25 protein-coding genes are annotated in these 23,160 nt (G+C 61.3%); 17 read left to right on the top strand and 8 right to left on the bottom strand.

Features of this window, described 5'->3' with window-relative positions; genetic code table 11:
* From proB to QP994_RS01250, 13 genes are all read left to right on the top strand, one after another.
* Positions 1–1,113 (top strand): glutamate 5-kinase, encoded by a 1,113-nt coding sequence (gene proB, locus QP994_RS01310; RefSeq protein ID WP_284854292.1) that lies wholly within the window; start codon positions 1–3, stop codon positions 1,111–1,113.
* 3 nt (positions 1,114–1,116) lie between these two features.
* Positions 1,117–2,037, top strand: a complete 921-nt coding sequence (locus QP994_RS01305) for a D-isomer specific 2-hydroxyacid dehydrogenase family protein (RefSeq protein ID WP_284865088.1) — start codon at positions 1,117–1,119, stop codon at positions 2,035–2,037.
* A gap of 18 nt (positions 2,038–2,055) precedes the next feature.
* On the top strand, positions 2,056–3,348 hold the full coding sequence (locus QP994_RS01300; protein WP_284865087.1) for a glutamate-5-semialdehyde dehydrogenase: 1,293 nt from the start codon (positions 2,056–2,058) through the stop codon (positions 3,346–3,348).
* A gap of 334 nt (positions 3,349–3,682) precedes the next feature.
* Positions 3,683–3,943 carry a hypothetical protein gene (locus QP994_RS01295; RefSeq protein ID WP_284865086.1) on the top strand — a complete coding sequence of 87 codons (261 nt, stop codon included), beginning with the start codon at positions 3,683–3,685 and terminating at the stop codon, positions 3,941–3,943.
* Positions 3,944–3,954: 11 nt separating this feature from the next.
* A complete protein-coding gene (gene nadD / locus QP994_RS01290; RefSeq protein WP_284865085.1) occupies positions 3,955–4,578 on the top strand; it encodes a nicotinate-nucleotide adenylyltransferase in 624 nt (207 codons plus the stop codon).
* Between the two features lie 85 nt (positions 4,579–4,663).
* A complete protein-coding gene (rsfS, locus tag QP994_RS01285) occupies positions 4,664–5,140 on the top strand; it encodes a ribosome silencing factor (RefSeq protein WP_284854297.1) in 477 nt (158 codons plus the stop codon).
* A 25-nt stretch (positions 5,141–5,165) separates the two neighbouring features.
* Positions 5,166–5,807 carry a histidine phosphatase family protein gene (locus tag QP994_RS01280; protein ID WP_284865121.1) on the top strand — a complete coding sequence of 214 codons (642 nt, stop codon included), beginning with the start codon at positions 5,166–5,168 and terminating at the stop codon, positions 5,805–5,807.
* The gene (locus QP994_RS01275; protein ID WP_284865084.1) at positions 5,804–6,628 is read left to right on the top strand and encodes a DegV family protein; all 825 of its coding nucleotides are present in this window, start codon (positions 5,804–5,806) and stop codon (positions 6,626–6,628) included. The genes QP994_RS01280 and QP994_RS01275 overlap by 4 nt, the downstream gene beginning before the upstream one ends.
* Before the next feature lie 139 nt (positions 6,629–6,767).
* Complete coding sequence (locus tag QP994_RS01270) at positions 6,768–7,439, top strand: ComEA family DNA-binding protein (RefSeq protein ID WP_284854300.1); 672 nt, start codon at positions 6,768–6,770, stop codon at positions 7,437–7,439.
* Positions 7,439–8,806 carry a ComEC/Rec2 family competence protein gene (locus QP994_RS01265; protein WP_284865083.1) on the top strand — a complete coding sequence of 456 codons (1,368 nt, stop codon included), beginning with the start codon at positions 7,439–7,441 and terminating at the stop codon, positions 8,804–8,806. Before QP994_RS01270 ends, QP994_RS01265 begins: the two co-directional genes overlap by 1 nt.
* 5 nt (positions 8,807–8,811) lie before the next feature.
* Entirely contained in the window at positions 8,812–9,747 is a 936-nt protein-coding gene (gene holA, locus QP994_RS01260; protein WP_502869986.1) for a DNA polymerase III subunit delta, read from the top strand.
* 44 nt (positions 9,748–9,791) lie between these two features.
* Positions 9,792–10,181 carry an ankyrin repeat domain-containing protein gene (locus QP994_RS01255; RefSeq protein WP_284865081.1) on the top strand — a complete coding sequence of 130 codons (390 nt, stop codon included), beginning with the start codon at positions 9,792–9,794 and terminating at the stop codon, positions 10,179–10,181.
* Positions 10,178–10,825 carry a LysE family translocator gene (locus tag QP994_RS01250; RefSeq protein ID WP_284865080.1) on the top strand — a complete coding sequence of 216 codons (648 nt, stop codon included), beginning with the start codon at positions 10,178–10,180 and terminating at the stop codon, positions 10,823–10,825. Before QP994_RS01255 ends, QP994_RS01250 begins: the two co-directional genes overlap by 4 nt.
* Positions 10,826–10,946: 121 nt before the next feature.
* Here QP994_RS01250 and rpsT read toward each other — a convergent pair whose 3' ends face one another.
* Positions 10,947–11,213, bottom strand: coding sequence for a 30S ribosomal protein S20 (gene rpsT, locus QP994_RS01245; RefSeq protein ID WP_284854306.1), 267 nt, complete (start codon positions 11,211–11,213; stop codon positions 10,947–10,949).
* A 195-nt stretch (positions 11,214–11,408) separates the two neighbouring features.
* Entirely contained in the window at positions 11,409–11,927 is a 519-nt protein-coding gene (locus QP994_RS01240) for a type II toxin-antitoxin system PemK/MazF family toxin (RefSeq protein WP_284865079.1), read from the bottom strand.
* A gap of 111 nt (positions 11,928–12,038) precedes the next feature.
* On the opposite strand from QP994_RS01240, the gene lepA reads away from it, so the two are divergent.
* The 3 genes from lepA to QP994_RS01225 are packed head-to-tail and all read left to right on the top strand — an operon-like array spanning position 12,039 to position 15,425.
* Positions 12,039–13,910, top strand: a complete 1,872-nt coding sequence (gene lepA, locus QP994_RS01235) for a translation elongation factor 4 (protein WP_284854308.1) — start codon at positions 12,039–12,041, stop codon at positions 13,908–13,910.
* Positions 13,911–13,968: 58 nt separating this feature from the next.
* Positions 13,969–15,267 (top strand): alpha/beta fold hydrolase, encoded by a 1,299-nt coding sequence (locus QP994_RS01230; protein ID WP_284865078.1) that lies wholly within the window; start codon positions 13,969–13,971, stop codon positions 15,265–15,267.
* A gap of 11 nt (positions 15,268–15,278) precedes the next feature.
* Positions 15,279–15,425 (top strand): hypothetical protein, encoded by a 147-nt coding sequence (locus QP994_RS01225; RefSeq protein ID WP_284854310.1) that lies wholly within the window; start codon positions 15,279–15,281, stop codon positions 15,423–15,425.
* Here QP994_RS01225 and QP994_RS01220 read toward each other — a convergent pair.
* Positions 15,422–16,312: a ribokinase gene (locus tag QP994_RS01220; protein WP_284865077.1), complete on the bottom strand. Its 891-nt coding sequence runs from the start codon at positions 16,310–16,312 to the stop codon at positions 15,422–15,424. The genes QP994_RS01225 and QP994_RS01220 overlap by 4 nt on opposite strands.
* Before the next feature lie 102 nt (positions 16,313–16,414).
* On the opposite strand from QP994_RS01220, the gene QP994_RS01215 reads away from it, so the two are divergent.
* A complete protein-coding gene (locus QP994_RS01215; protein WP_284865076.1) occupies positions 16,415–17,683 on the top strand; it encodes an acid phosphatase in 1,269 nt (422 codons plus the stop codon).
* 5 nt (positions 17,684–17,688) lie between these two features.
* Here the strand turns inward: QP994_RS01215 and QP994_RS01210 are convergent, their stop codons facing one another.
* Genes QP994_RS01210 through QP994_RS01190 form a run of 5 tightly spaced genes read right to left on the bottom strand, consistent with a single transcriptional unit; the run spans position 17,689 to position 23,111 of the window.
* On the bottom strand, positions 17,689–19,071 hold the full coding sequence (locus QP994_RS01210) for an ATP-binding cassette domain-containing protein (protein ID WP_284865075.1): 1,383 nt from the start codon (positions 19,069–19,071) through the stop codon (positions 17,689–17,691).
* A complete protein-coding gene (locus QP994_RS01205) occupies positions 19,068–19,886 on the bottom strand; it encodes an ABC transporter permease (RefSeq protein WP_284865074.1) in 819 nt (272 codons plus the stop codon). Before QP994_RS01205 ends, QP994_RS01210 begins: the two co-directional genes overlap by 4 nt.
* Positions 19,883–20,833, bottom strand: a complete 951-nt coding sequence (locus QP994_RS01200; RefSeq protein WP_284865073.1) for an ABC transporter permease — start codon at positions 20,831–20,833, stop codon at positions 19,883–19,885. The genes QP994_RS01205 and QP994_RS01200 overlap by 4 nt, the downstream gene beginning before the upstream one ends.
* Positions 20,830–22,335: an ABC transporter substrate-binding protein gene (locus QP994_RS01195; protein WP_284865072.1), complete on the bottom strand. Its 1,506-nt coding sequence runs from the start codon at positions 22,333–22,335 to the stop codon at positions 20,830–20,832. Before QP994_RS01195 ends, QP994_RS01200 begins: the two co-directional genes overlap by 4 nt.
* Before the next feature lie 47 nt (positions 22,336–22,382).
* Positions 22,383–23,111, bottom strand: coding sequence for a GntR family transcriptional regulator (locus QP994_RS01190; RefSeq protein ID WP_284854821.1), 729 nt, complete (start codon positions 23,109–23,111; stop codon positions 22,383–22,385).
* Between the last annotated feature and the right edge of the window lie 49 nt (positions 23,112–23,160).

The raw sequence follows: 23,160 nt of genomic DNA, 5'->3' as shown, positions 1-23,160 counted from the left end.
ATGGATCTTCGGGAACAGATCGCGGGCGCGAAGCGGATTGTGGTCAAGCTGGGCACGAGTTCGTTGGTGGATGAATCCTCGGCGGTGTCGCAGGACAAGATTGACCGCATCGTGGATGCGTTGGAAGCGCGGATGGGGCGCGGCAGCGACGTGATCGTGGTGTCTTCCGGTGCTATTGCTGCGGGGATGGCGCCCTTGGGGCTTAAGGCCAGGCCAAAGGACTTGGCCACGAAGCAGGCGGCCGCCGCAGTCGGCCAGATTCACCTGGCGCAGTCCTGGGGGCAGTCTTTTGCCCGGTATGGGCGTGCGATTGGGCAGGTGTTGTTGACGCAGTCTGATGCGGGTGTGCGTGAGCGCGCCCGGAATGCACAGCGCACTATTGATCGGTTGCGGCAGATGGGCTCGGTCCCGATTGTCAATGAGAATGACACGGTGGCCACCACGGAGATGAGGTTTGGGGATAACGATAGGTTGTCGGCGATCGTCGCCACGCTTATTTCTGCTGATGCTCTGATTTTGCTGTCTGATGTGGATGGCTTGTACGACCGGAACCCGGCGGACCCGGGCGCACGCTTCGTGGATGAGGTGCGTAGTGGCAAGGACTTGGAGGGGGTCGTCGCGGGCGATGGCGGGCGCTTTGGCACCGGTGGTATGGCCTCGAAGGTGTCGGCGGCACGTTTGGCTACTCGTGGTGGTGTGCCGGTGTTGTTGACGTCGGCGGAGAAGATCGAGGACGCGCTGGGGGATGCCCAGGTGGGCACCGTCTTTCATACGCGCCCGGAGTCGAAGCTGTCGGCGTGGAAGTTCTGGGCGCTGTATGCGGCGGATGCAGAAGGCACGCTGTATCTCGACGAAGGTGCCGTGCAGGCTGTGACGCGCGGCGGGACCTCGCTTCTAGCGGTGGGCATCACGGATACTGAGGGCGACTTCCACGCCGGGGATATCGTGGAGATTCTGGGGCCGAATGGGCAAGCGATCGGCCGCGGAGAAACTGCCTACGGCTCAGCGGAATTGGCGGGCATGCTGGGCAAACATACGGACGAGCTGCCGGCTCATCAGCGTCGTTCGGTGGTGCACGCGGACTACTTGTCCAATTATGCCTCTAGGCTCTAAGGCATGAAGTTTGCAATTTTGCCAAGGCCCTGGACCCAGACCGTCGCTGAATTGGAAGCGGAAGGGCACGAACATGTGACCCTTGAGGGGAACCCGGATGTGCTCATCTATCACGGTGGGGCAGAGGACTTCCCGGAAGAGGTTCCGGAGTCAGTGCAGTTTGTCCAGTTCGCTTGGGCGGGCATTGATGCACTCGATGAGGCCGGAATTCTCAAGCGTTCAGGTCTGCGGTGGGCAAATGCTGCTGGGCTTTACGACGACAACGTGGCCGAGTCCACCCTCGCCCTCTTGTTGGGGGCGTTGCACCAGTACCGGCGTGTAACGCGGGATGGGTCGACGACGCGGGATATTGCGCATGAGACGCAGTACCTGGTGGAGGATAAGACGGTGGCGATTGTGGGGGCAGGGGGAATTGGGAAGAAACTGCTGTCCTATATGGCCCCGTTTGGCGTGCACACGATCGCGGTGAACCGTTCTGGCCGCCCAGTGGAGGGTGCGGATGAGACAGTCCCGATGGCGGACATCGAGTCCAAAAACGTCTGGGGCCGCGCGGACGTGGTGGTGCTGCTTGCCCCGCTGACAGAATCCACCCGCGGTTTGGTCAATGCGGATGTGCTTGCGCAGATGAAGGAGACCGCGGTACTGGTCAATGTGGCCCGCGGACCATTGGTGGTCACGGACGACCTGGTGGAGGCACTCAACAACGGCACGATTGCGGGTGCGGCGTTGGATGTGACCGACCCGGAGCCACTACCGGCCGATCACCCGTTGTGGGACTGTGACAGGTGTTTGATGACACCGCATACGGCCGGCACCCCGCGCTTTGGCAAGCAGCGCATCGGTGGATTGACCCTGCGAAATTGGGAGGCGTTGCAGCGCGGGGAAGCAATGCCCACCGAAGTTGATGTGGAGCAGGGGTATTAGGCGCTAGGATCGGGCCTCATGACTGACGCAACACGTGCCACTGACCGTGAGGAAGAGCGCGCTGAGGTTCTGGCCAAGGCGCACGTAGCCAAGGACGTGGCTCCGGTGGTGGCCACGCTGTCAACGTCGGCGAAGAATGAGGTGCTTCTCGCCGCCGCCAAGGAGCTGGTGGCGCGCACGGACGAAATCATCGCGGCGAACGAGCGCGATATTGCTGCTGGGCGTGAGGCGGGGCTGTCCGACTCCCTCATTGACCGGTTGGCGCTCGACGCTGGTCGCGTGGAGGGGATTGCTGGGGGGTTGCGTCAGGTGGCGTCGCTCGAGGACCCGGTGGGGGAGGTGCTGCGTGGTTCGGTGATGCCGAATGGCATCAAGATGAAGCAGGTCCGCGTCCCCTTGGGCGTGATGGGCATGGTCTATGAGGCGCGCCCGAATGTCACGGTTGATGCGTTTGGCCTCGCTCTGAAATCCGGCAACGTGGCGTTGCTGCGTGGCTCCAAGTCGGCGCGCCACTCGAATGCGCAGCTCGTGGAGATCCTCCAGGATGTGGTCGCGGCGCATGGTCTGCCACGTGAAGTTGTTCAGCTCTTGCCGTGTGAGACGCATGATTCCGTGCAGGATCTCATCACCGCGCGCGGTCTCGTCGACGTGGTCATCCCTCGTGGTTCTGCACGGCTTATCGACGCAGTCGTGACCGGCGCCACCGTCCCCGCCATCGAAACCGGCACGGGTAACTGCCACTTCTACATTGACCGGGATGCGGAGCTGGATTCCGCGATTGAGATGCTTCTCAATGGCAAGACCCGCCGCTGCTCGGTGTGCAATGCGACGGAGACTGCGCTTATCGACGCCGGATTGGACGTCGCAGATCAGCTCCGCGTGGTGGAGACGCTGCAGGGGGTTGGGGTGAGGGTGCACGGGGACGTCGATAAGCTTGCTGCGATTGGCGCGCAGAACGTGGAGGCCGCAACCGAAGCTGACTGGGCTGATGAGTATCTCTCCATGGACATCGCTGTAGACATCGTCGATGGCGTGGACGGGGCGATCGCGCACATCGCGCGCTACTCGTCGGGGCACACGGAGGCGATTGCCTCGCTCAATGCGTACACCTTGCAGGAGTTCGCGGACCGTGTGGATGCAGCGGCGGTGGTGCTCAATGCATCGACGGCATTCACCGATGGTGAGCAGTACGGGATGGGTGCGGAGATTGGTATTTCCACCCAGAAACTGCATGCACGTGGCCCGATGGCGCTGCCGGAATTGACCAGTACGAAGTGGATTCTTGAAGGTACGGGACAGACCCGTCCATGATGGTGTGTGCGTGGTCACTCAATGTGTCATACGTACATTGAGTGAGTATGATGAGCGGTAATTGAGGCATTAGTTGCAATGTCCACGACTTGCTGGAGTTGTGGGCTAATTACACCGCCAACTTGAACGTAAAGGAAAGGTCATGCGCCCTATAAAGACGGTTGCTGTTGCAGCAGTGGCATTCGCAACCACGCTTGGGCTTCTACCTGTGACACCTGTTGCCAGCGCGCAGACGGAAACTAAGATGAACGCAGAAAGCGATTGGAATGCTGTTGAGCGCCCGCCTGCGTTCGAAAAGGGTGGCGCGGTTTGGGTATTGATGAACGGTGTCTATGTGAGAGTAGACAAGATTCCGGATCTACCGGTTCCTCCCCCAGACCGTGGGGCAGAGGACCCGCAAAAGCCTGAGCCAGGATCAAACTCTAAGCCGGATGGCTCCTCAACGACGACCGCTGGGAACGTGATCGCCTGGGTCGCACCACTGCTGATCATTGCGGGAGCTGTAGCTGCCGCCGCTGCAGTCTTTCGCCACCAGTTCCCCACAGGCCGGTTGATGGTGTACTTCCAGCCGGGTGATCATCTGGGGAACCACTAGGGCTTGAACCTATGTCTGATCAACCTGCCATGTCTGACTACGCTCCCCGTCGCATTGGCATCATGGGTGGCACTTTTGATCCCATCCACAATGGTCACCTCGTTGCCGCGAGTGAAGTAGCGGATATTTTCCAGCTGGATGAAGTGGTTTTTGTTCCCACGGGCCAGCCGTGGCAGAAAGCGGGGAAGAAGGTCTCGGATGCGGAAGACCGCTATTTGATGACGGTGATTGCTACCGCCTCCAACCCCCGCTTCAATGTCTCCCGCGTAGACATTGACCGCCCGGGCGCCACCTACACCGTGGACACGCTCCGGGACATGCGGAAAAAATACCCGAAGGACGAGCTGTTCTTCATCACCGGTGCGGATGCACTGGCCTCCATCATGTCGTGGCATGACTGGGAAGCCATGTTTGAGCTGGCGGAGTTCGTGGGTGTCACCCGGCCGGGTTATGAACTCGCTGAAGACATGCTGCCCGTGGAGCACCAAGAACGTACCCACTTGATTGAGATTCCGGCGATGGCGATCTCCTCCACCAACTGCCGTGAGCGGGCCGCTGCCGGTCGCCCCGTGTGGTACCTGGTGCCGGATGGGGTGGTCCAGTACATCGCCAAAAACAACATGTACCGGCAATAAGTGGCATATTCCCTGTGTTTCATGGGAGTATAGGGCGGTTGAAACTCTTAAACCTTAAGTTTTTGAAGAAAAGGATTGCCCCAGTTTGACTGCTTCGGACACCGCCCGCGACCTCGCCGTCATCGCCGCTAAAGCTGCCGATGAGAAACTTGGCAGCAACATTGCCGTGATCGACGTCTCTGACGTCTTGGCTATCACCGACATCTTCGTGGTTGTCTCCGCTGATAATGAACGCCAGGTTGCCTCCATCGTTGAAGAGGTGGAAGACCAGTTGACCAAGGCCGGTGCTGAGCCAAAGCGCCGTGAGGGAAACCGTGAATTCCGCTGGGTCCTGTTGGACTACGGCCTGTTTGTCGTGCACATTCAGCGCGAGGCCGAGCGTGAATTTTACGGTCTAGACCGCCTCTACGCTGACTGCCCGCGCATTGAGGTGGAGGGCGTAGAGCCGTATGTTCTCCCCGGTGAATTTTCCACGAGTGCGGATGGTGCCAACGTACGCACGCTGGACAACATCGAGGACCTGCCTTTGGCGGGTGAAGGTCCCAGCAATGATGACGAATAGACACGACTAGCCACGGATGACCACTATGACGCGACGACTGATCATGCTGCGCCACGGCCAGACCACCTACAACGCTGGCCGTCGTATGCAAGGGCAGCTCGATACTGAGCTGTCGGAGACAGGGGTCGCGCAGGCACGCGCTGCTGCTCAATGGGCGAAAGATTACGGGATTATCCGCATCATCTCCTCTGATTTGGGGCGTGCCAGCCGGACCGCGGAGATCATTGCCGCTGAACTGCGTTTGGACGTGGAACTCGATCCGCGGTTGCGTGAAACCCATTTGGGTACGTGGCAGGGAATGACCCACCAGGAGGTGGACGCTGAGTTCCCAGGTGCGCGCGCGGCGTGGCGCCACAGTCCGGCGTGGGCGCCACCGGGTGGGGAATCGCGGTTGGATGTGGCGAAGAGGGCGAGGCCGGTCGTCGATAAGCTGATGCGCGATTTCGACGACTGGGATGACAACGCCGTGCTCTTCGTTGCGCACGGCGGCACGATTTCGGCATTGACCTCGAACTTGCTTGAGTTGGATGAGGCGCAATACCCGCTGCTCAAGGGCCTGCACAACACAAATACCTCGCAGCTTTTGGCGCGTCCCGCATTTGAAGGCACGCCGGGCAAAACCCAGTGGTACCTCGAGGCATGGAATCAGGGGCTGGGTGCGCCATGACCATTCGTATTGTCACCGACAGCTCCGCTGGAATCCCGCCGCACGTCGCAGAGGAACTGGACATTACTGTCCTGGACCTTCACGTCACACGCGATGACACTGATGAGGCGGATGGCAAGAAAAGCGAGGCCCAGGGGACCTCGGGGTTGAGTGCCATTGAGCTCGCCGCCGCGTACGCCCGCCAGCTGGAGCGCTGCAACGATGAGGGCATTGTTGTACTCCACTTGTCCAAGCGGTTGTCCGCCACATGGTCGGCTGCGGTGAGTGCTTCAGCAGTTTTCGACGACACCGTGCGCGTCGTAGACACCTCCGCCGTGGGTATGTCCCTGGGTTTCGCGGCCATCGTTGCCGCATCGTTTGCGCGCGCCGGTGCGGATGTGGATGGCTGCGTGAATGCTGCGAAAGGTGCGCTTGCCCTGTCGGAGACGTGGTTGTACCTTTCCCAACTCGATGACATCCGTAAATCCGGCCGTATCTCCGCTACGACCGCGGTGTTGTCCGCAGCCCTGCTAGCCACAAAGCCGATCCTGCGCGTGCACGACGGCAAACTGGAGCTGGCTATTAAGACGCGTACGCAGAAGAAGGCCTTTAGCAAACTCGTCGAGCATGTTGTTAAGCGTGCGGACGGAATGCCGGGCTATGCAGCCGTGCAGTACGCCGGGGACCGGGAAGGTGCTGAGACGCTCAAGAGCATGCTGGAAGAAGCTCTGCCGGAAGGTTCCACCGTGGGCATTTACCCCCTAGGTGAAGTGGTCACGGTGCACACGGGTGAGGGTGCGCTTGGTCTGTCCGTGTTCTTTGCTACCCCGACGGTGGAGTAGCCACGTCTGTCCACTTCAGTGGGCAGATTTTCCTGTTTCTGTGGATAAAACCGTGTTTAGATGACGTGTCACTACGGTTATCCACACCCCTGGCCGTGAGTCCTTTTCGCCGTTGTCGCTGCCTACTAGCGTGGCGGACATGGCACCACCAACCGCAGTTGACCGGCTCAAAGAGCTCACCCGCCCAACGGGTGAAGAGGAGCTCATGCGGGTCACCTACCCCACGCCGCGATTGCGCATTGCCCCGCGGACAGCGGCGGCTGCGGTTGGGTGCGTGGTTGCGGTGTGCCTCCTGGCTGTCGGCTGGTCCAGCCTGCGCAGCCCCGATGCAGCTACCGACGCCCCAGAACCGCTGTGGAGCACCGCCGCCGAAGCCAACGAACTACCGGGACAGGTTGTCGTTGCCGTGGTGGGGGCCGTGGAACAACCGGGCCTGGTCACCCTTGATCAGGGCGCTCGTGTGGCCGATGCGCTGGACAAAGCCCGACCGTTGCCCGATGCGGATTTGATCAGCGTGAACCTGGCTCAGCTCCTGGTTGATGGGCAGCAGATCCACGTTCTGACCCAGGGGGAGGTGCCCGCGTCGGGTGTGGTGCCGCAGCCAGGCCAGCCGGGTGGGGCGGGGATTTCACTCAACTCGGCCACGGCGGCGGAACTCACTGAGCTGCCCGGAGTGGGGGAGGCAACCGCAGCGGCGATTGTGGCGCACCGGGAATCTGCTGGGCCGTTCACCGCGGTCGAGCAGCTCATGGATGTGAAAGGGATTGGCCCTGCCAAGTTCGAGGCAGTGAAAGATCTGGTGACACTCTGATGAGTGAGCTCCGTCTGGTTCCGGCGGCGCTATGCGCATGGGGTGCGGCCCTTGCTGTGATCGTGGTGGGCCCGTGGGCAGGGCTCATTGTGGTCGGCGTTGTTGTGCTTGTGCTGTTCCTCATACGTGAGCCCGGCCAAGCGCTCTTGGCTGGTGGCATCGGGGCATGCTCGCTGGCATTGTCGTGGTGGCGCATGGCAGCGGCGCAGGCGTTCAACCCACATGCAGGCATCACCGGATGGATCAGCGGTATGCCCAAGGAATTGGACTCCGGGAGTTGGTTGGTGCGCGTGCGGGTGGAGGGGTATCCCACACCCGTGCCGGTGTTTGCCGAGTCCTTGCCGGAAGGGACAGTGCCTGGTGCAATGGTGGCGGCCTCGGGGCAGGTGACAGATCCTACGCGGCCGGGGATCGCGGCGTTTGTGATCAATGGCGAGGTGGCACTGCTGCACCCGCCTGAGGGGTTTGCTGCTTTTGCTGCTGGCGTGCGGGAGCGTTTTTCCGCTGCGGTAGCGGAGCATGTTGGGCCGCACGCCCAGGGCATCATTCCGGGGATGGTGCTGGGGGATGTGTCCTTTCAGTCGGCGGAGGAGCAGCAGGCGTACATCGATACGGGGCTGAGCCACTTGAGCGCGGTCAGTGGTGCGAACTGTATGTACGTGGCCACAGCGGCGCTCCTCGTGGCGCGACTGGCGCGTGGTGGGTTGCGGGTGCAACTGGCGGCGGCTGGGGTGGCTCTGCTGGTGTATGCCGGACTCATCGGCCCAGAGCCAAGCGTGCTGAGAGCAACCGTGTCCGGACTCGTTGGATTGGTAGCGGTGATTAGCTCCAGCCGCGCGGAGCCGATCCATGCGCTGAGCTTGGCCATCATCGGGCTCATCTTGGTGGATTCGGATCTGGCGGTGAACTACGCCTTCGCGTTATCGGTGGTGGCTACGGGCAGCATCGTTGCGTTGTCACCGCTGATCTATCAGGCGTTGGGGCGCACTGGGTGGCCAGACATTTTCGTCCGAGTGTTGTCCGTGGCCATTGCTGCGGACATGGCCACGGCACCCCTCATCGCCGCCATGGTGGGCCAAGTGCCAGTGGCGTCCGTGTTGGCCAATGTGGCGGTGAGCCCCGTGACGGGGATTGTCACAGTGCTGGGTATGGCCGCCGCGATCTTGTCGCAGATCAGCCATGTCCTGGCGGCCCCGTTGTTGTGGGTGATTGCGCCCTTAGGTGGCTGGGTGCGCACGGTAGCGGAGGTGGTATCGCGTAACCCGCATGCCACGGTGGAGGTGGGCCCGGCGCTCGTGATGGTGTGTTATGGCTGGATCTTCGCTGCTTTCATCGTTGCACGCGGGAGAAGCCGGAGAATACAATGAGCCGCATGTCCAGCCACAGTCCCGTGCATTTTGTGGTTGGCGAGGATGAATTTCTCGCCGAACGCGCAACGCAGGCCATCATCGACCAAGCAAGCCCCGAGGCTGAGGTCACTGTTTTGCGCGCCGGGGATGTGACGGAGGGCGAGCTGCTGCAGGCCACAAGCCCGTCGCTGTTTGCGCAGGAGCGCGTGGTGGTGATCAAGGACACTGAACTCGCCGGTAAGGAGCCCACGGAGCTGCTCCTGCAAGCCGCGGTTGATCCCGCGCCGGGCATGACGTTGGTGATTGTGCACAGTGGCAAGGGCCGGAACAAGGCGTATGTACCGAAGTTCCGTAAGACCGCGGAGGTGCATGAGGTGGGCACGCTCAATCAGCGTGAACGCCAGACGTGGGTGCAAAATGAATTCCGCCGTCGCGGGGTACGCCCCACACCAGATGTTGTTGGGGCATTGTTGGAATCCGTCGGTTCGGATTTGCGCGAGTTGGCGTCCGCGATCGAGCAGCTTATCGACGACACCTCGGGCGACCTCACCGTCTCCGACGTCCGCGCCTACTACACCGGCGTGGCGGAGGTCTCCGGCTTTGATATCGCGGACCAAGCGGTGACGGGCCGGGTTGATCGCGCCTTGGCCAGCACGCGCCGGGCACTGCAGTTGGGTATTAGCCCGGTGGCCATCACGGCGGCATTGGCCAACAAGATCGGTGATATTGCGAAGCTCTACCAAACCCGAGGTCACCCGGACCAGATTGCGCGGGAGATTGGAATGCACCCCTTTGTGGCAAAGAAAACTATGCAGATTGCCCGGAACTGGTCGGGTGATGCGGTGAGCCGTGCGGTGATCATCGTTGCCCGGCTTGATGCGGAGGTCAAAGGGCAAGGCGGGGACCCAGAGTTCGCCGTGGAGGACGCCGTGAGGCGGATCGCCACCCTGGCGCGCTAGCCACACAGGTGTCTTATGTCCAACGCGTGATAGGGTGCCTCTCCGTGACCGACCACAACATTCCGGATGACGTCCGGGACTTTGCCACGCGCCTTTTCACCATGGCGCGCGAAGGCGACCTCACGCTGTTGGACTACATCGACCACGGTGTGGATGTGAACCTGTCTAACCAGGACGGCAACACGTTGCTCATGCTCGCGGCGTACGCCGGACAGGAGGAGTTGGTGAGGGGACTGGTGGGGCGTGGGGCGGACGTCGATAAGCAAAATATGCGTGGACAGTCGCCTTTGGCTGGAGTGGTGTTCAAGAAAGAGGATGCCATCGTGGACATTCTTCTGGCGGCCGGAGCGGACCCACACGCGGGTACACCTGATGCGATTGCGACGGCACAGATGTTTGACCGCGCGGACCTCGTGGAAAAGATGCAGCAGTGAACCCCGCCGACCTTGCGGCGATCGTCGCTGTGAATGTGGTGGGCGCTGCCTCCCCCGGGCCGGACGTGGTGCTGCTTACCCGGATGGCCACGCGCTCACGCAAGCACGCCATGGCCGCGAACCTGGGCATCCACGTTGGGGTGCTCATGTGGACATCCCTCACGGTTTTTGGTGCGGCCGCGCTGCTCACCGCGTTCCCATGGCTGCTGGAACTCATTCAGGTGCTTGGCGGCAGCTGGATCGTATACATGGGCATTTCCGCTGTGCGTCAAGGGTGGCGTGACCGCCTCAACCCACCTCTGGATCTTGAGGAGGCCGTGCAGCGGCTAGGCTCTGTCCGCTCCGCCTTTACAACAGGTGTGGCCACGAATCTGTCCAACCCGAAGATCGTTCTCTTCCTCGCCGCGCTCGTTGCACCGCTGCTGCCGATGTCCCCAACAGTGGGGGTCGCGCTCACGGTCATTGCTGCGCTGTGGCTGTCTTCTTTCCTGCTGTTTGTCGGGTACTGCACCCTCGTGTCCACCGACCGGGTGAGACGTAAACTCTTCCATGCCGGCCCCTACATTGACATGGGTGCCGGCACCTTCTTCATCATTGCCGGCACCCTGCTCATTGTCCGCGGGCTGCTTGGTTTGGCTGGGTAGCCGCCCTTTAGTCCAGGAAGAACGAAACTACCCAGTTGGTCGCCTGCGCCTGTCCACCTGCCACCCAAACAACAAAACCCTGCCCCGCGATGATGCGGAACAGGGTAGGAGCTAAGAAGTTTTACTTGCCCAGCTTGTTGAAGGCCTTGGCCATGTTGGACTTCTTGTTAGCCGCGTTGTTGCGGTGGAAGACACCCTTGCTCACAGCCTTGTCCAGCTTGCGGGAAGCAACGCGCAGCTGTGCTTCGGCTGCGGTAGCGTCGCCAGCCTCGATCGCTGCGTTGAACTTACGGATCTCGGTGCGCACTGCGGAGCGGATGCTCTTGTTGCGCACACGGCGCTTCTCGTTGGTGATAACGCGCTTCTGCTGCTGCTTGATGTTTGCCATGATGTACCTCTTGACGTATCTGAAGTTCGAAAAAATTACTGCATCCGCCCGTTTATGCGCCACAACTTGTTGCAGGGCCACAAACCCAAGGTCCTGTCTGTGGCGTGTGACGCACCAGCACGAAGGCCGGAGCGAATAACGGGTAAACCCTAGCAGGTGGTGCGCGCGCGGAGCAAAACTGCGCGGGCCAAAAGGTTAGGCCCAATCGAAGTGCTTCCGTAAGTGATCCGCAATCCGGTCGAAGCGTCGTGGCGGGAACAGTGCACCGCGGCGACGAAGGTCGGTTTCGGGGATAGCCAGTGTTTTGTCCAGGCGTACCCAGCAAGGTTCGCCGGTGGTTTTCCATTCGCCGCTGCCGATGGGGAGCCATGCGTCATCGTCAGCGTGGTCGTCATTAGAGGAGATGAGCAGGCCAAGGACGTCTTGGCGGTCACGGCCGACAACCAGCATGGAGCGTTCCCGCAGGGGGGTGGCAGGCACGTAGAACCACACCACCTCGCCGGGTTCAGCCTGCCCGTCCATGTCAGGTGCATAGAAGATACTGCGCGGAATGTCAGCGGTGGGGAACACTTTGGTGCGTGCGGGGCGGCGGTGGTGCTGGGTGGGGGAATTGCCCAGGCGCTCATTGAGCAGCTTCAGGCCTTCTTCCAGCGGGGTCCGTTGCCGCCGGAGTGTGCCCTTTCCCGCCCATTTGGGGCGCCGCCACATAGCCATGGTTCTCAGCCTAGATCGTTCGCCGAATGTGTGACAGTTATTGGGGGTATTTGGTGGGGCGTCGTGAAGCATTTTCCTGCTTATGCCAAGGCCACGGTAGAGTGAGGCGCGATGGCCAAGAACACCAATTTTGCATTGCAGACCTTCACGGATCCAGCGAGGATCCGGAATTTCTGCATCATCGCGCACATTGATCACGGTAAGTCGACGTTGGCGGACCGCATTTTGCAGCTGTCCAATGTGGTGGATGAGCGTGAGATGCGCGACCAGTACCTCGACAGCATGGATATTGAGCGTGAGCGCGGTATCACCATTAAGGCGCAGAACGTGCGTCTGCCGTGGGTGCCCAAGACCGGCGCGCATGCAGGTGAAGAGATGGTCCTGCAGATGATTGATACGCCCGGTCACGTGGACTTCTCCTACGAGGTCTCGCGTTCGCTCGATGCGTGTGAGGGCGCGATTTTGCTTGTCGACGCCGCCCAGGGCATCGAAGCCCAAACCCTGGCCAACCTGTACATGGCCATGGAGAATGACCTGGAGATCATCCCGGTTCTGAACAAGATTGACTTGCCGGCGGCGGATCCGGATAAGTATGCCGAGGAGATCGCCCACATCATTGGCTGCGAGGTTGAAGATGTGTTGCGCGTGTCCGGTAAGACCGGCCAGGGTGTGCCGGAGCTGCTGGATCGCGTGGTAGAGCTCATCCCGTCGCCGACCGCCCCGGGTGCTGCCGATGGTGGCGTTGGTGCGGATCTTCCGGCACGTGCGCTGGTTTTTGACTCGGTCTATGACACCTACCGTGGCGTGGTCACCTACATCCGCATGATGGACGGCAAGCTGGAGTCCGGCCAAAAGGTTCAGATGATGAACACGGGCGTGACCCACGAGATCCTGGAAATCGGCATTGTGTCCCCGACGATGCAGAAGACCAAGGGCCTCGGTCCGGGTGAGGTGGGCTACCTCATTACCGGCGTGAAGGACGTCCGTGAGACGCGTGTGGGCGATACGGTGACGTGGGCGTCGAAAGGCGCGGAGGAACCTCTCGCGGGCTTTGAGGAAGTCAAGCCGATGGTCTATTCGGGCCTGTTCCCTGTGTCCCAGGAGGATTTCCCGGCGCTGCGCGAGAGCTTGGAGAAGCTCCAGCTTAACGACGCCTCCTTGACCTGGGAGCCCGAAACCTCCGTCGCCTTGGGCTTCGGTTTCCGCTGTGGCTTCCTGGGCCTGCTGCACATGGAGATCACCCGCGACCGCCTAGAGCGCGAGTTCGACCTGGATCTGATTTCCACCGCACCGAGCGTGACCTACCGCGTCATCGCGGAAGATGGCACGGAGTCGATGGTGCACAACCCGTCTGACTGGCCAGGCGGAAAGATCCCCGAGGTCTATGAGCCGACGGTGAACATGACCATCATCGTGCCACAGGAATTCGTGGGTACGACGATGGAGCTGTGCCAGTCCAAGCGCGGCCAGATGAAGAACATGGAGTACCTCTCCGAGGACCGCGTGGAGCTGCGCTACATCATGCCGCTCGGTGAGATCATCTTTGATTTCTTTGACATGCTGAAGTCCCGCACCAAGGGGTATGCCTCCCTCAACTACGAGGAAGCGGGCGAGCAGGAAGCAGACCTGGTCAAGGTGGACATCCTCCTCCAGGGTGAGCCGGTGGATGCGTTCTCCGCGATCGTGCACCGTGACTCGGCTCAGTGGTACGGCAACAAGATGACCAAGAAGCTCAAGGAGCTCATCCCCCGCCAGCAGTTCGAGGTGCCCGTCCAGGCTGCGATCGGTTCGAAGATCATCGCGCGTGAGAACATCCGCGCCCTGCGCAAAGACGTTCTGTCCAAGTGCTACGGCGGCGATATTTCCCGCAAGCGCAAGCTGCTGGAGAAGCAGAAAGCCGGTAAGAAGCGCATGAAGTCCATCGGTTCTGTCACCGTGCCGCAGGAAGCATTTGTGGCAGCGCTGTCCACGGACGAGGAGTAGGCGGGACGAAAAGCTGCCCCGCCAAGGGGGTAAAGCGTGGGGCGTTATGCTCGGGGACATGGTCTCTACGATTATTCCGCCCGGAGTTCGCGTTACTGAGCACGTTCTGGACGTGCCGTGGGACCGCGAAAAACCTGAACTAGGCACGTTTGAGCTCTTCGCCCGTGAGCTTTCGTCACTTGAAGGTGACGAAAGGAGTGGAAAGGGTGCGAAGCCGAAGCCACCGTTGCTGTTTCTCCAGGGTGGCCCGGGGAATGCGGCGCCACGGGTCATGCAGGGGTGGATCCCGGAGGCGTTGAAGCATTACACGGTGTACCTCCTGGATGAGCGGGGTACTGGCCGTTCCGGGAAGATCGATCGGACAACGCCGGAATTGATCCGCACGGACATTATTTCCAAGCTGCGGTGCCCCGATGTGGTGGCGGACGCAGAGGCATTGCGTGAACACTTGGGGTTTGAACAGTGGGATGTGTTGGGTAATTCTTTCGGGGCGCTGTGCACGGCCAGCTACCTGTCGTACTACCCGGAGGCAATTGGGCAGGCGTACCTCACGGGCGCTGTGCCCCAGATTGGTTGGACACCGGTGGAGTACAACACAGTTAGCCTGGACTTGCTGGAAAAGCGCGTACAGGAGTTCTACGCCGCGGTGCCGTACGCGGAGCGGACCGTGCGGGAGGTCTGCCACCACCTGGACAACACAGAAGAGATCCTGCCCACGGGGGAGCGGCTGAGTTCCCAGCGCTTCCGTTTCATTGGTGTGGCGCTGGGGGAGGAGCTGGGTTTCCACAATCTCGCCGTGCTGTTGGAAGAACCTTTCATCCGTCGCGGTGGGGAGAAGCATTTGCGCGGGGACTTCCTGGGCTGGATGAGCCAGTACGTGGGCCTTCAGGGCAACCCATTGTGGGCGGTGCTGCACGAAACGCTCTTCGGTGCCCCGGGAGTGAGCACGAACTGGGCGGCGCACCGGGCGGTGGAAGGCCGCGCCGGGTTCGCGCTGGATGCGGATCCAACAGATGAGAAAGAGCCGTTCTACCTGCTGGGCAACCACTTCTTCCAGCATCACTTTGAGGAAGATCCGGCGCTACGCCCGTTCCGCGATGTGGTGCATGAGATGCATGCGAAGACGGACTGGTCGCGCGTGTTCAATGAGGAACAGTTGCGGGCAAACACGGTGCCGGCGGTTGTTGCCCTCTATGAACGTGACATGTTCATCCACTTTGACCGCGCCGTGAATGTGGCGAAGCAGATCGGCGGGATGAAGGTGTGGTCCCACCCCACCTGGGACCATGATGCGATTTATCTCCACGGGCAGGAGCTGTTTCAGGGGGTCTTCGACACGGCTCGTCGCGTGCCGTAGATCAGGGGCCTATGATCATGCCTATGGATGCGTTCCCCCACGAGCAGATCCAGCTGAGCACGGCTGAGCTCGAAGTGTTTCAGGGGCTCACGGAGATTTTCGAGGTGCGCCAGGAGCACGTTCTTGACCCCGCACTGATGCTGTACATCACGCGTTAAAGCTCCGGCAGTTCGTCCTCCGGCCAGGGGTAGGACGGCTGTGCGCCGGGGCGGGTGACGGCGAAGGCGGCGACGCGGGAGGCGTGCTGGGAGGCGTCGATAAGCGATGCTCCCTCGCGCAGTTTGTGGCACAGCGCGCCGGTGAACGCATCGCCTGCACCCACTGTGTCAACGGGGGTCACGAGGGCTGCGGGGATGTGGGTGGAACCGTGCGCATCCGCGATGGTTGCGCCGTCCGCGCCGTACGTGATCACCACGGAAGGCACACCCGCACGGACAAGATCAGATGCGGTGACCGGCGCCTCAAGGCCCAGCTGGCCTGCGACAAGCGTGGCCTCATGCTCATTGAGCACCAGCGGATCTGCAGCAAACAGCACCGCGGGGTCCACGGGGATCACCGGCGCAAGATTGACCACGACCCGCGCGCCGGCGGCCTGGGCGATCTCCACGGCACGCTCGCAGCCTTCCGCGGGGATCTCGCCCTGCAGCAGAAGGATCTCCGCACGCGCAATAAGGTCTGCATGCTTATCGACGATCCCCCTTCCCACCCTCGCATTCGCCCCCGAAATGACCATCACGGTATTTTCCCCGTCGGCTGCCACGGTGATGACGGCTAAACCAGTGACATCGTCGAGGGTTTCTACCGCGGTGAGGTCCACCCCAGCGTCCGTGAGCAGCGCGGTTGCTGCGGCCGCATTCGCATCACGGCCTACAGCGCCAACGAACGCAACGGGGGAGCCCAACCGGGCTGCGGCGACGGCTTGGTTGGCGCCTTTACCGCCGGCCGTGATGCCCCCGCCACTGCCCAAAAGTGTCTCCCCGGGGTGCGGGTGACGTGGGACATTGACGGTGAGGTCAGTGTTGATGGATCCGACAACCACAATCATGCGCACAAGAGTAGCGGGGTAGTGGCGTACGGGTTAGTCTGATCGAGAAATTTCCCGTACCTCACGTCATGCGACGCGTGCTCATTAGGTCTTGGAGTTCCCATGAAACGCGCCCTTCTCACCGCTGTCGTTGCAGCAACCACTGCGATGAGCGCACTGTTCGGTGTGGCGGCAGCCCCCGCCGCAACCGCGCAGGATCTGCCGTTTACCATCCCGCAGCTGCGTGACCCGGCTACTGGGTGGTACAGCGGTCAGGTGCCTACGCACATCCACGGAGCACCGGTGCCAGTCCCGTTTAGCCCGGACTACCTGGTGGGCTACATCTCCGATAGGTCGGCCTACGAGCATGGCATTTATGCGGAAGTCAACCGTTTGTTCCCGGAGCTGCGCGATAGGCGCCCAGATGTGATGGACTCCAACCGTGCGCAGGTTGTGGCTATCAATAATGCGGCCGAGTCGGACCCGGCACGGATCCACAATGCTCAGATTGACGCATCCGCGTCCTCCGAGGAGCTGCTCTTCGCGTTGTCGGACGCACTCGGTGAGGAATTTGGCACGCACTTCCGCACCGCGCTGACAGAGGGACGTCTACCTAAGACGCAGTTCCTGCTGGGCAATGGCTACCTGGCCCGCACCGGTGGTGTTGCTAGCTCCACCTTCGTTGAGAAGGAAATGTTCAAGTACCCGCGTCCGCATGTGGTGATGCCGGACAAGATCAAGCGCTACAACCCGCCGGGGAAGGAGCTGTACCTGACGTCCAAGTCCTTCCCATCCGGCCACACCAACCAGGCGACGTTGATGACATCGCTGCTGGCCTACATGGTTCCTGAGGTTGCCCCGCAGCTGCACTACCGTGGCGCACTGGCTGGCAACAGTCGTGTTGTTCTGGGCGTGCACTACCCGTTGGATGTCATCGGTGGTCGTATGTCTGGCCAGGCCGCAGCAGCGGATCGTCTCAACGACCCAAGGATGCGCGACGCACTGAACCAGGCGGCTGCTGAGCTCCGCGCGGAGATTGAGTGGCGTGCCGGCAAGCCGATCAAGGACCTGGTGGCATCCGACAAGCCTTTCGTACCCACCGCAACCGCAGTGTCACAGGCAACCGCGTGGAACAACTACGAGTTCGAGCCGATCTACCACCGTGACGCTCCGATGATCGTGCCACAGGCAGCACCGACCCTGATCGCGGCTTCCTTCCCAGAGCTGAACCACCACCAGCGCGCGCAGATCATCGCGCAGACCGCTACCGCAGCGGGCAACCCACTGGACTGGCAGGGTCCTGGTGGATCCTGGCAGCGCGTGAACCTCGCGGCAGCATCCGCAGCGAAGATCAGTGTTGCGCCGGACGGTTCCGTCACCGTCCTGAATTAAAAACGCTAGAGCGTCGGAATAGCCCGCAGCAGCGAGCGAGTGTACTCGTGCTGCGGGTTTTCCCATACCTCTTCTGTGGGGCCGGTTTCCACCAGGCGTCCCTCGTGCAAGACAGCGATGGTGGGGCAGACCTGTCGCACCACGGAGAGGTCGTGGGAGACGAAGATGAGGGTGAGGTCGTCGTTGATGACGAGGTCGTCGATAAGCTCGAGCACTTGCGCGCGCACGGAAACATCGAGCGCGGAGACCGGCTCATCCGCAATGAGAATCTCTGGGCGCGGTGCGGCTGCGCGTGCGATGGAGATGCGTTGACGCTGGCCACCAGAGAATTCGTGTGGGAAGCGCGCGCCGACACCCTCAAGGCCGACCTGGGCGAGTGCCTCGTCCGCACGAGTACGTGACACACCCGCCTCCCGGATGGAATCGGCCACGCGGCGGCGCGGATTGAGGGAGGAGTAGGGGTCCTGGAACACCATCTGAATGCCGCCATCGACCGTGACGGTGCCCGAATCAGGCTCGTTGAGGCCCGCGATGAGGCGCAGCATAGAGGTCTTGCCGGAACCCGAACCGCCCACGAGGCCGATGCGTTCACCACGCCGAACAGTGAGGGAGACATCATCGAGCGCCAACGTATCGCCGCGCTGCCACGAGACATTCTCAAGGCGAATGATGGGCTCCCCAACGGGGCGAACGGCGGCGGGTGCGCCGGGCAGTGAGGCGGCAACGAGTTGCGCGGTGTAGTCCGTGGCCGGTGCGTCCAAGTTCGCGTCCGGGTCCACGATTTCGCCCTTGCGCAACACGAGGATGCGGTCCGTCATCTGGCGGATCACACCGAGATCATGGGTGATGAACAGCAGCGCCATGCCGCGCTCGCGCACGAGCCGGTCGAGCAGCTCCAGAATCTGGCGTTGCACCGTGACGTCGAGGGCGGTGGTCGGTTCATCGCAAATAAGCAGGTCCGGGTCACCCGCGATGGCCAGCGCAATGAGCACGCGCTGCCGCTGCCCGCCGGACAGTTCATGCGGGTACGCGCCGGTGCGCGTGATGCCCACTTCGTGGAGGAGCTCCCTCGCGCGCTCCAGGCCACACGCTTGCGCCACTTGCTTCTCGACGCTCATCAGCGGATCCAACGCCGTCATCGGCTCCTGGAAGATCATGGCTACCGTATTGCCTCGCAGCGCGCGCGAAGGCTCCTGGCCTTTGACCAGGACCGTGCCCTGCACTTCCAGGGAAGGGTGGAGCAGCCCCATGATGGTCATGGCTGTCATGGACTTCCCGGAGCCGGATTCACCGATGAGTCCCACGCGCTCACCGGGAGCGATGTCAAAGCTGATGTTGTTCAGGATGCCGGGGATGGTCAGGTTATCCACGGTGACAAGGTTGCTCATCGTGCCCTCCTTGGGTTGAGCGCATCACGTAATGCGTCGCCGAGCAGGTTGAAGCCGAGTACGGCGGCGGCGATAGCCAGGCCCGGCCACAACGCCAAATGTGGGGCGGTGGCTAGATATGCCTGGGAGGACTGGAGCATTCGACCCCAGGAGGCGTACGGCGCTGGGGTGCCCAGCCCTAGGAAGGACAAGCCAGCTTCCGCGAGGATGGCTAGAGCTAGTGCCACGGAGACCTGCACGGTGAGAGTGGCAGTGATATTCGGCAGCACATGCCGCCACGCGATCACAGGCCCTGGCACTTGGGAGACACGCGCGGACAAAATGTAGTCCTGCGACATCACCTGCAAGGCACCCACCCGGGACACACGGGCAAAACCAGGGATACCGGCGATACCGATGGCTAAAACCACGATCCACATGGAGGCGCCAAACACAGCGGTGAACACGATGGCTAGCAGCAGGGCGGGGAAGGCCAGCAACAGGTCGTTGCTGCGCATGATTACCTGATCCACCCAGCCACGTGACATGCCGGCCCATATTCCCAAGGGCACACCAATGAGGGCGGAGAGCGCGACTGACGCCACCGCGACGAGCAGAGAGATACGCGCACCATCCATGATGCGACTGAGCATGTCACGCCCATACTGGTCCGTGCCCAACCAGTGCTGTGCGCTGACCCCTTCCAAGCGGTGCTCCGGGATTGCGTGAACGGGATCGTAGGGGGTCCACACGAAGGCGAGCACCGCCATGATGGCGACAATCCCAACGAGCACCGCACCAACTCCAAACTGCGCCCGCAGACGAGCCTTTTTCATGCCTGCCTCCTCAACCGCGGATCAATGATGCGGTACAGCACATCCACCAGCAAGGTCACCGCCAAGGTGAACACCACGAGCAACATCATGAGGGTTTGTACGGTAGTCAGGTCACGCGTGGCCACCGCATCGAGCAGCATCGAACCAATACCGGGGATAGCAAAGACACGCTCAATCACCACCGCGCCCACAATGAGGGACGTCAACTGCAAACCGGTGACGGTGAGAACCGGCAGGGCAGCATTGCGCAGCGCGTGCCGGTACAGCACCTTGCGGGTGGACAGCCCCACCGCTCGGGCAGTGCGCACGTAATCCTTACCCATTTCTTCCAGCAGGGCGGAGCGCACGTACCTGGTCAAAATCGCCGCCTGGACCAAGGTGAGTGCCACCACTGGCAGAACCAAGTGAGCAACGAACCCACCAAAATCTGCATTCGGCGGAACCCACCCGTTGGCAGGTAGCCAGCCCAGCCACACAGAAAACACCGCGACAGCCAGGATGCCCACGAGGAAGCTCGGCACCGCGATGCCCACCTGAGTCAGTGCGGAGACAACGGCAACATCAGCCTTACGGTTCCTGCGCGCCAAGTACGTGCCCACCGGAATAGCGATGAGCAGGGACAGGACCATGGCGCTGACCGTCAAGATGAGGGAGACCTGCACACGGTCCCACACCAATGGCGTGATGTCCTGCTTACTGGCCAAAGACACACCAAAATCACCGGTGAGAAGCCCGCGCATCCAGTCCAAGTACTGCACAACCAAAGGACGATCGGTACCCAATTGTGCGGCGAGCTTAGCCACATCCTCGTCGGATGCCGTCACCCCCAGCGCGATGCGCGCCGGGTCACCGGGCACCGCACGCAACAGAACGAAGATGAGGATGCTAGCGGCGCCCAGCATGACTAGGAAGCGGAGGAGAGAACGCGCAATATTCATAATTGTCATGGCGTCCCTTCCTTCCGCACACCGGAAAGCACAAGCCCGTCGGTGATTACATTCGGGTCAACACCGCTCACCCCTGGTGCAGTGACCACGATGTTGGGCATATTCACTAACGTGAGTGCACCCGCATCCGCCATGATCGTGTCCACGGCGGCGCGCATGTGGGTGATTTGTTGTTCGGGGGTGCCTTCGTCGGCAAGCGAAAAGCTTTCCCTCACGCTCGCGGAGTCATACCCCAGGTAATAATCGGGGCTCCCAAACAACGTTTGCATGTCACGCGGTTCCACATGCGCGATGAGGGAAGCCTGGTAATCCCCCTGTTTGAGTACTTGGCTCAACCACACAGCGGGGAATTCCACCGTTTCAAGCTTTACTTTGAAGCCAACGTCCTTGAGCTGGGAATAGATGAGCTCAGCCGCGTCCTGGGCATAAGGCAAGGATGGGATAGTCAGGGTGACTTCAGGTTCACGCCCGGCCAAAAGATCGCGGGCTTTGTCGGGGTCGAAGGGATAGTAATCCTTCTCCTCCGCCCACGGGTCCGTTGGTGGGACGGGTGCACCGCCGGTATCCGTAGCCAGGCCGGACCAAACAACATCATCGAGAGAGGCGCGGTCGATGGCGTAGGCGACGGCTTGGCGCACCTTCGGGTCGTCGAAAGGCGCGCGCTTGTTGTTCAAGCTGAGCAGGACCTCACCGTTGGTGGTGCCCACCTGCACGTTGAACGTCTCCGGCAAGGTGCGCAACAGTTCCGGTGCTTGGAGCGCCCACACCATGTCCACATCCCCAACGCGCAAAGCGTTGACACTCGATACCGCATCAGCGAAGTAGCGGATTGCCGCGTCTTGGGCAGCGGGAGTGCCCCAGTAATCCTCGCGGGCATCAAAGGAGATCGACTCCCCGACAGCGAAATGCTTCACCGTGAAAGGGCCTGTGCCCACCGGGTTCGTGGCCAGGGTGTCTATCCCACCCGGCGTCATCATCGCGCCAGTCAGAGTGCCCATGGACCACAGCCAGCTATTCGACGGCGCCTTCAACCTCACCTTCAACGTCAGCGGATCCAGGACCTCCACATGCTCAACGGGGGTCATCTGCTTGGATAGGCCATTCGTCCAAGAGTCCAACACGTACTGAATGGAAAAAGCCGCTGTTTCAGCAGTGAATGCATCCCCGTTGGAGAAAGTCACACCATCTTTGAGATGGAATATGTACTCCAGCCGGTCATCGCTTACATCCCAGCTTTCGGCGAGGAAGGGTTGGGGCTGCCCGGTGTCGCTGATACGCACGAGCGTTTCGTACACATTACCCATGAGCGCCTGCGGGATCGCGGCACCGGAGGTAGTGGTGAAATCCAGGGAGGCGGGTGCAGCAGTGGTGGCAACGATCACGCTGCCCGGCGCAATCCGGCCGACATTCGTGGACGTACTACCAGCTGAACAACTGGCTAAAAGCCCTGCGCTTAAAATTGCGCCAATGCGCACGCCCACTGTCGTGCCGTGATGCTTCATGGGAATTCAGGCTAGCCGGTGAAGTGGGGGCGAACCAATTAATATGCTTAGTTTTGTGGGTTTTTCAGCCCGAGTTTGACGGGCACGGAGCCGCCGCGCACGTTGGACTGGTTGATGGTGATCACGTCACCGCGTACGGCATACTCGGCGTATTCAACGGGCTCGCCCTGGTACGTGGAGGCACGCAGCGTGACATGGAACAAGGGTGCGCCTTCGGCGATTTCCAGCAACGCGGCTTGATCAGAATCGGCTTGCGCGATGTGCGCTGTGCGAACAATGTTGTCCACGTGCGCGCCCATCTCCTCCAACTGCTTGTGCACGGGCAGGCTTTGCGGCGTCAACGTCATTAACGGTTCGCCCCACTTGGTGGGGAAGACGAGCTTTTCCACCATCACGGGAACATCATCCGCCGTGCGAACGCGCATAATTTCAACGACCGATTCATCCTTGTCAATGTCTAAGGCATCCGCGACGGCTTCAGAGGCGCGTTCACGCGCGATGCGGATGATCTTGGCGCCAGCTTTACGGCCTTCCTCTTCGATGAAGGCCGTGGCGGACAGGAGTGCCTCGAAGCTGTTAGACAGCTGCGTGGACAGGACCATTGACCGACGCCCACGACCGGAGGACACAAGTCCCTCAGCGCGCAAGGTGGCTACCGCTTGGCGGACAGGGCCACGCGAAGAGCCGAACTTTTCACACAACTCCGCTTCGGAAGGAAGCTGATCACCAGGAGCGAGATCGCCGGAATGGATTAACTCTTGCAAGTATTCCGCGATCTCAACATGCTGCTGGCGGGTCTGTGACGTTGAAATGTCTCATCCTCCT

The sequence above is a fragment of the Corynebacterium sp. MSK044 genome (assembly GCF_030232825.1).
Lineage (GTDB): Bacteria > Actinomycetota > Actinomycetes > Mycobacteriales > Mycobacteriaceae > Corynebacterium.
This window is presented reverse-complemented; position numbering and strand designations above follow the sequence as displayed.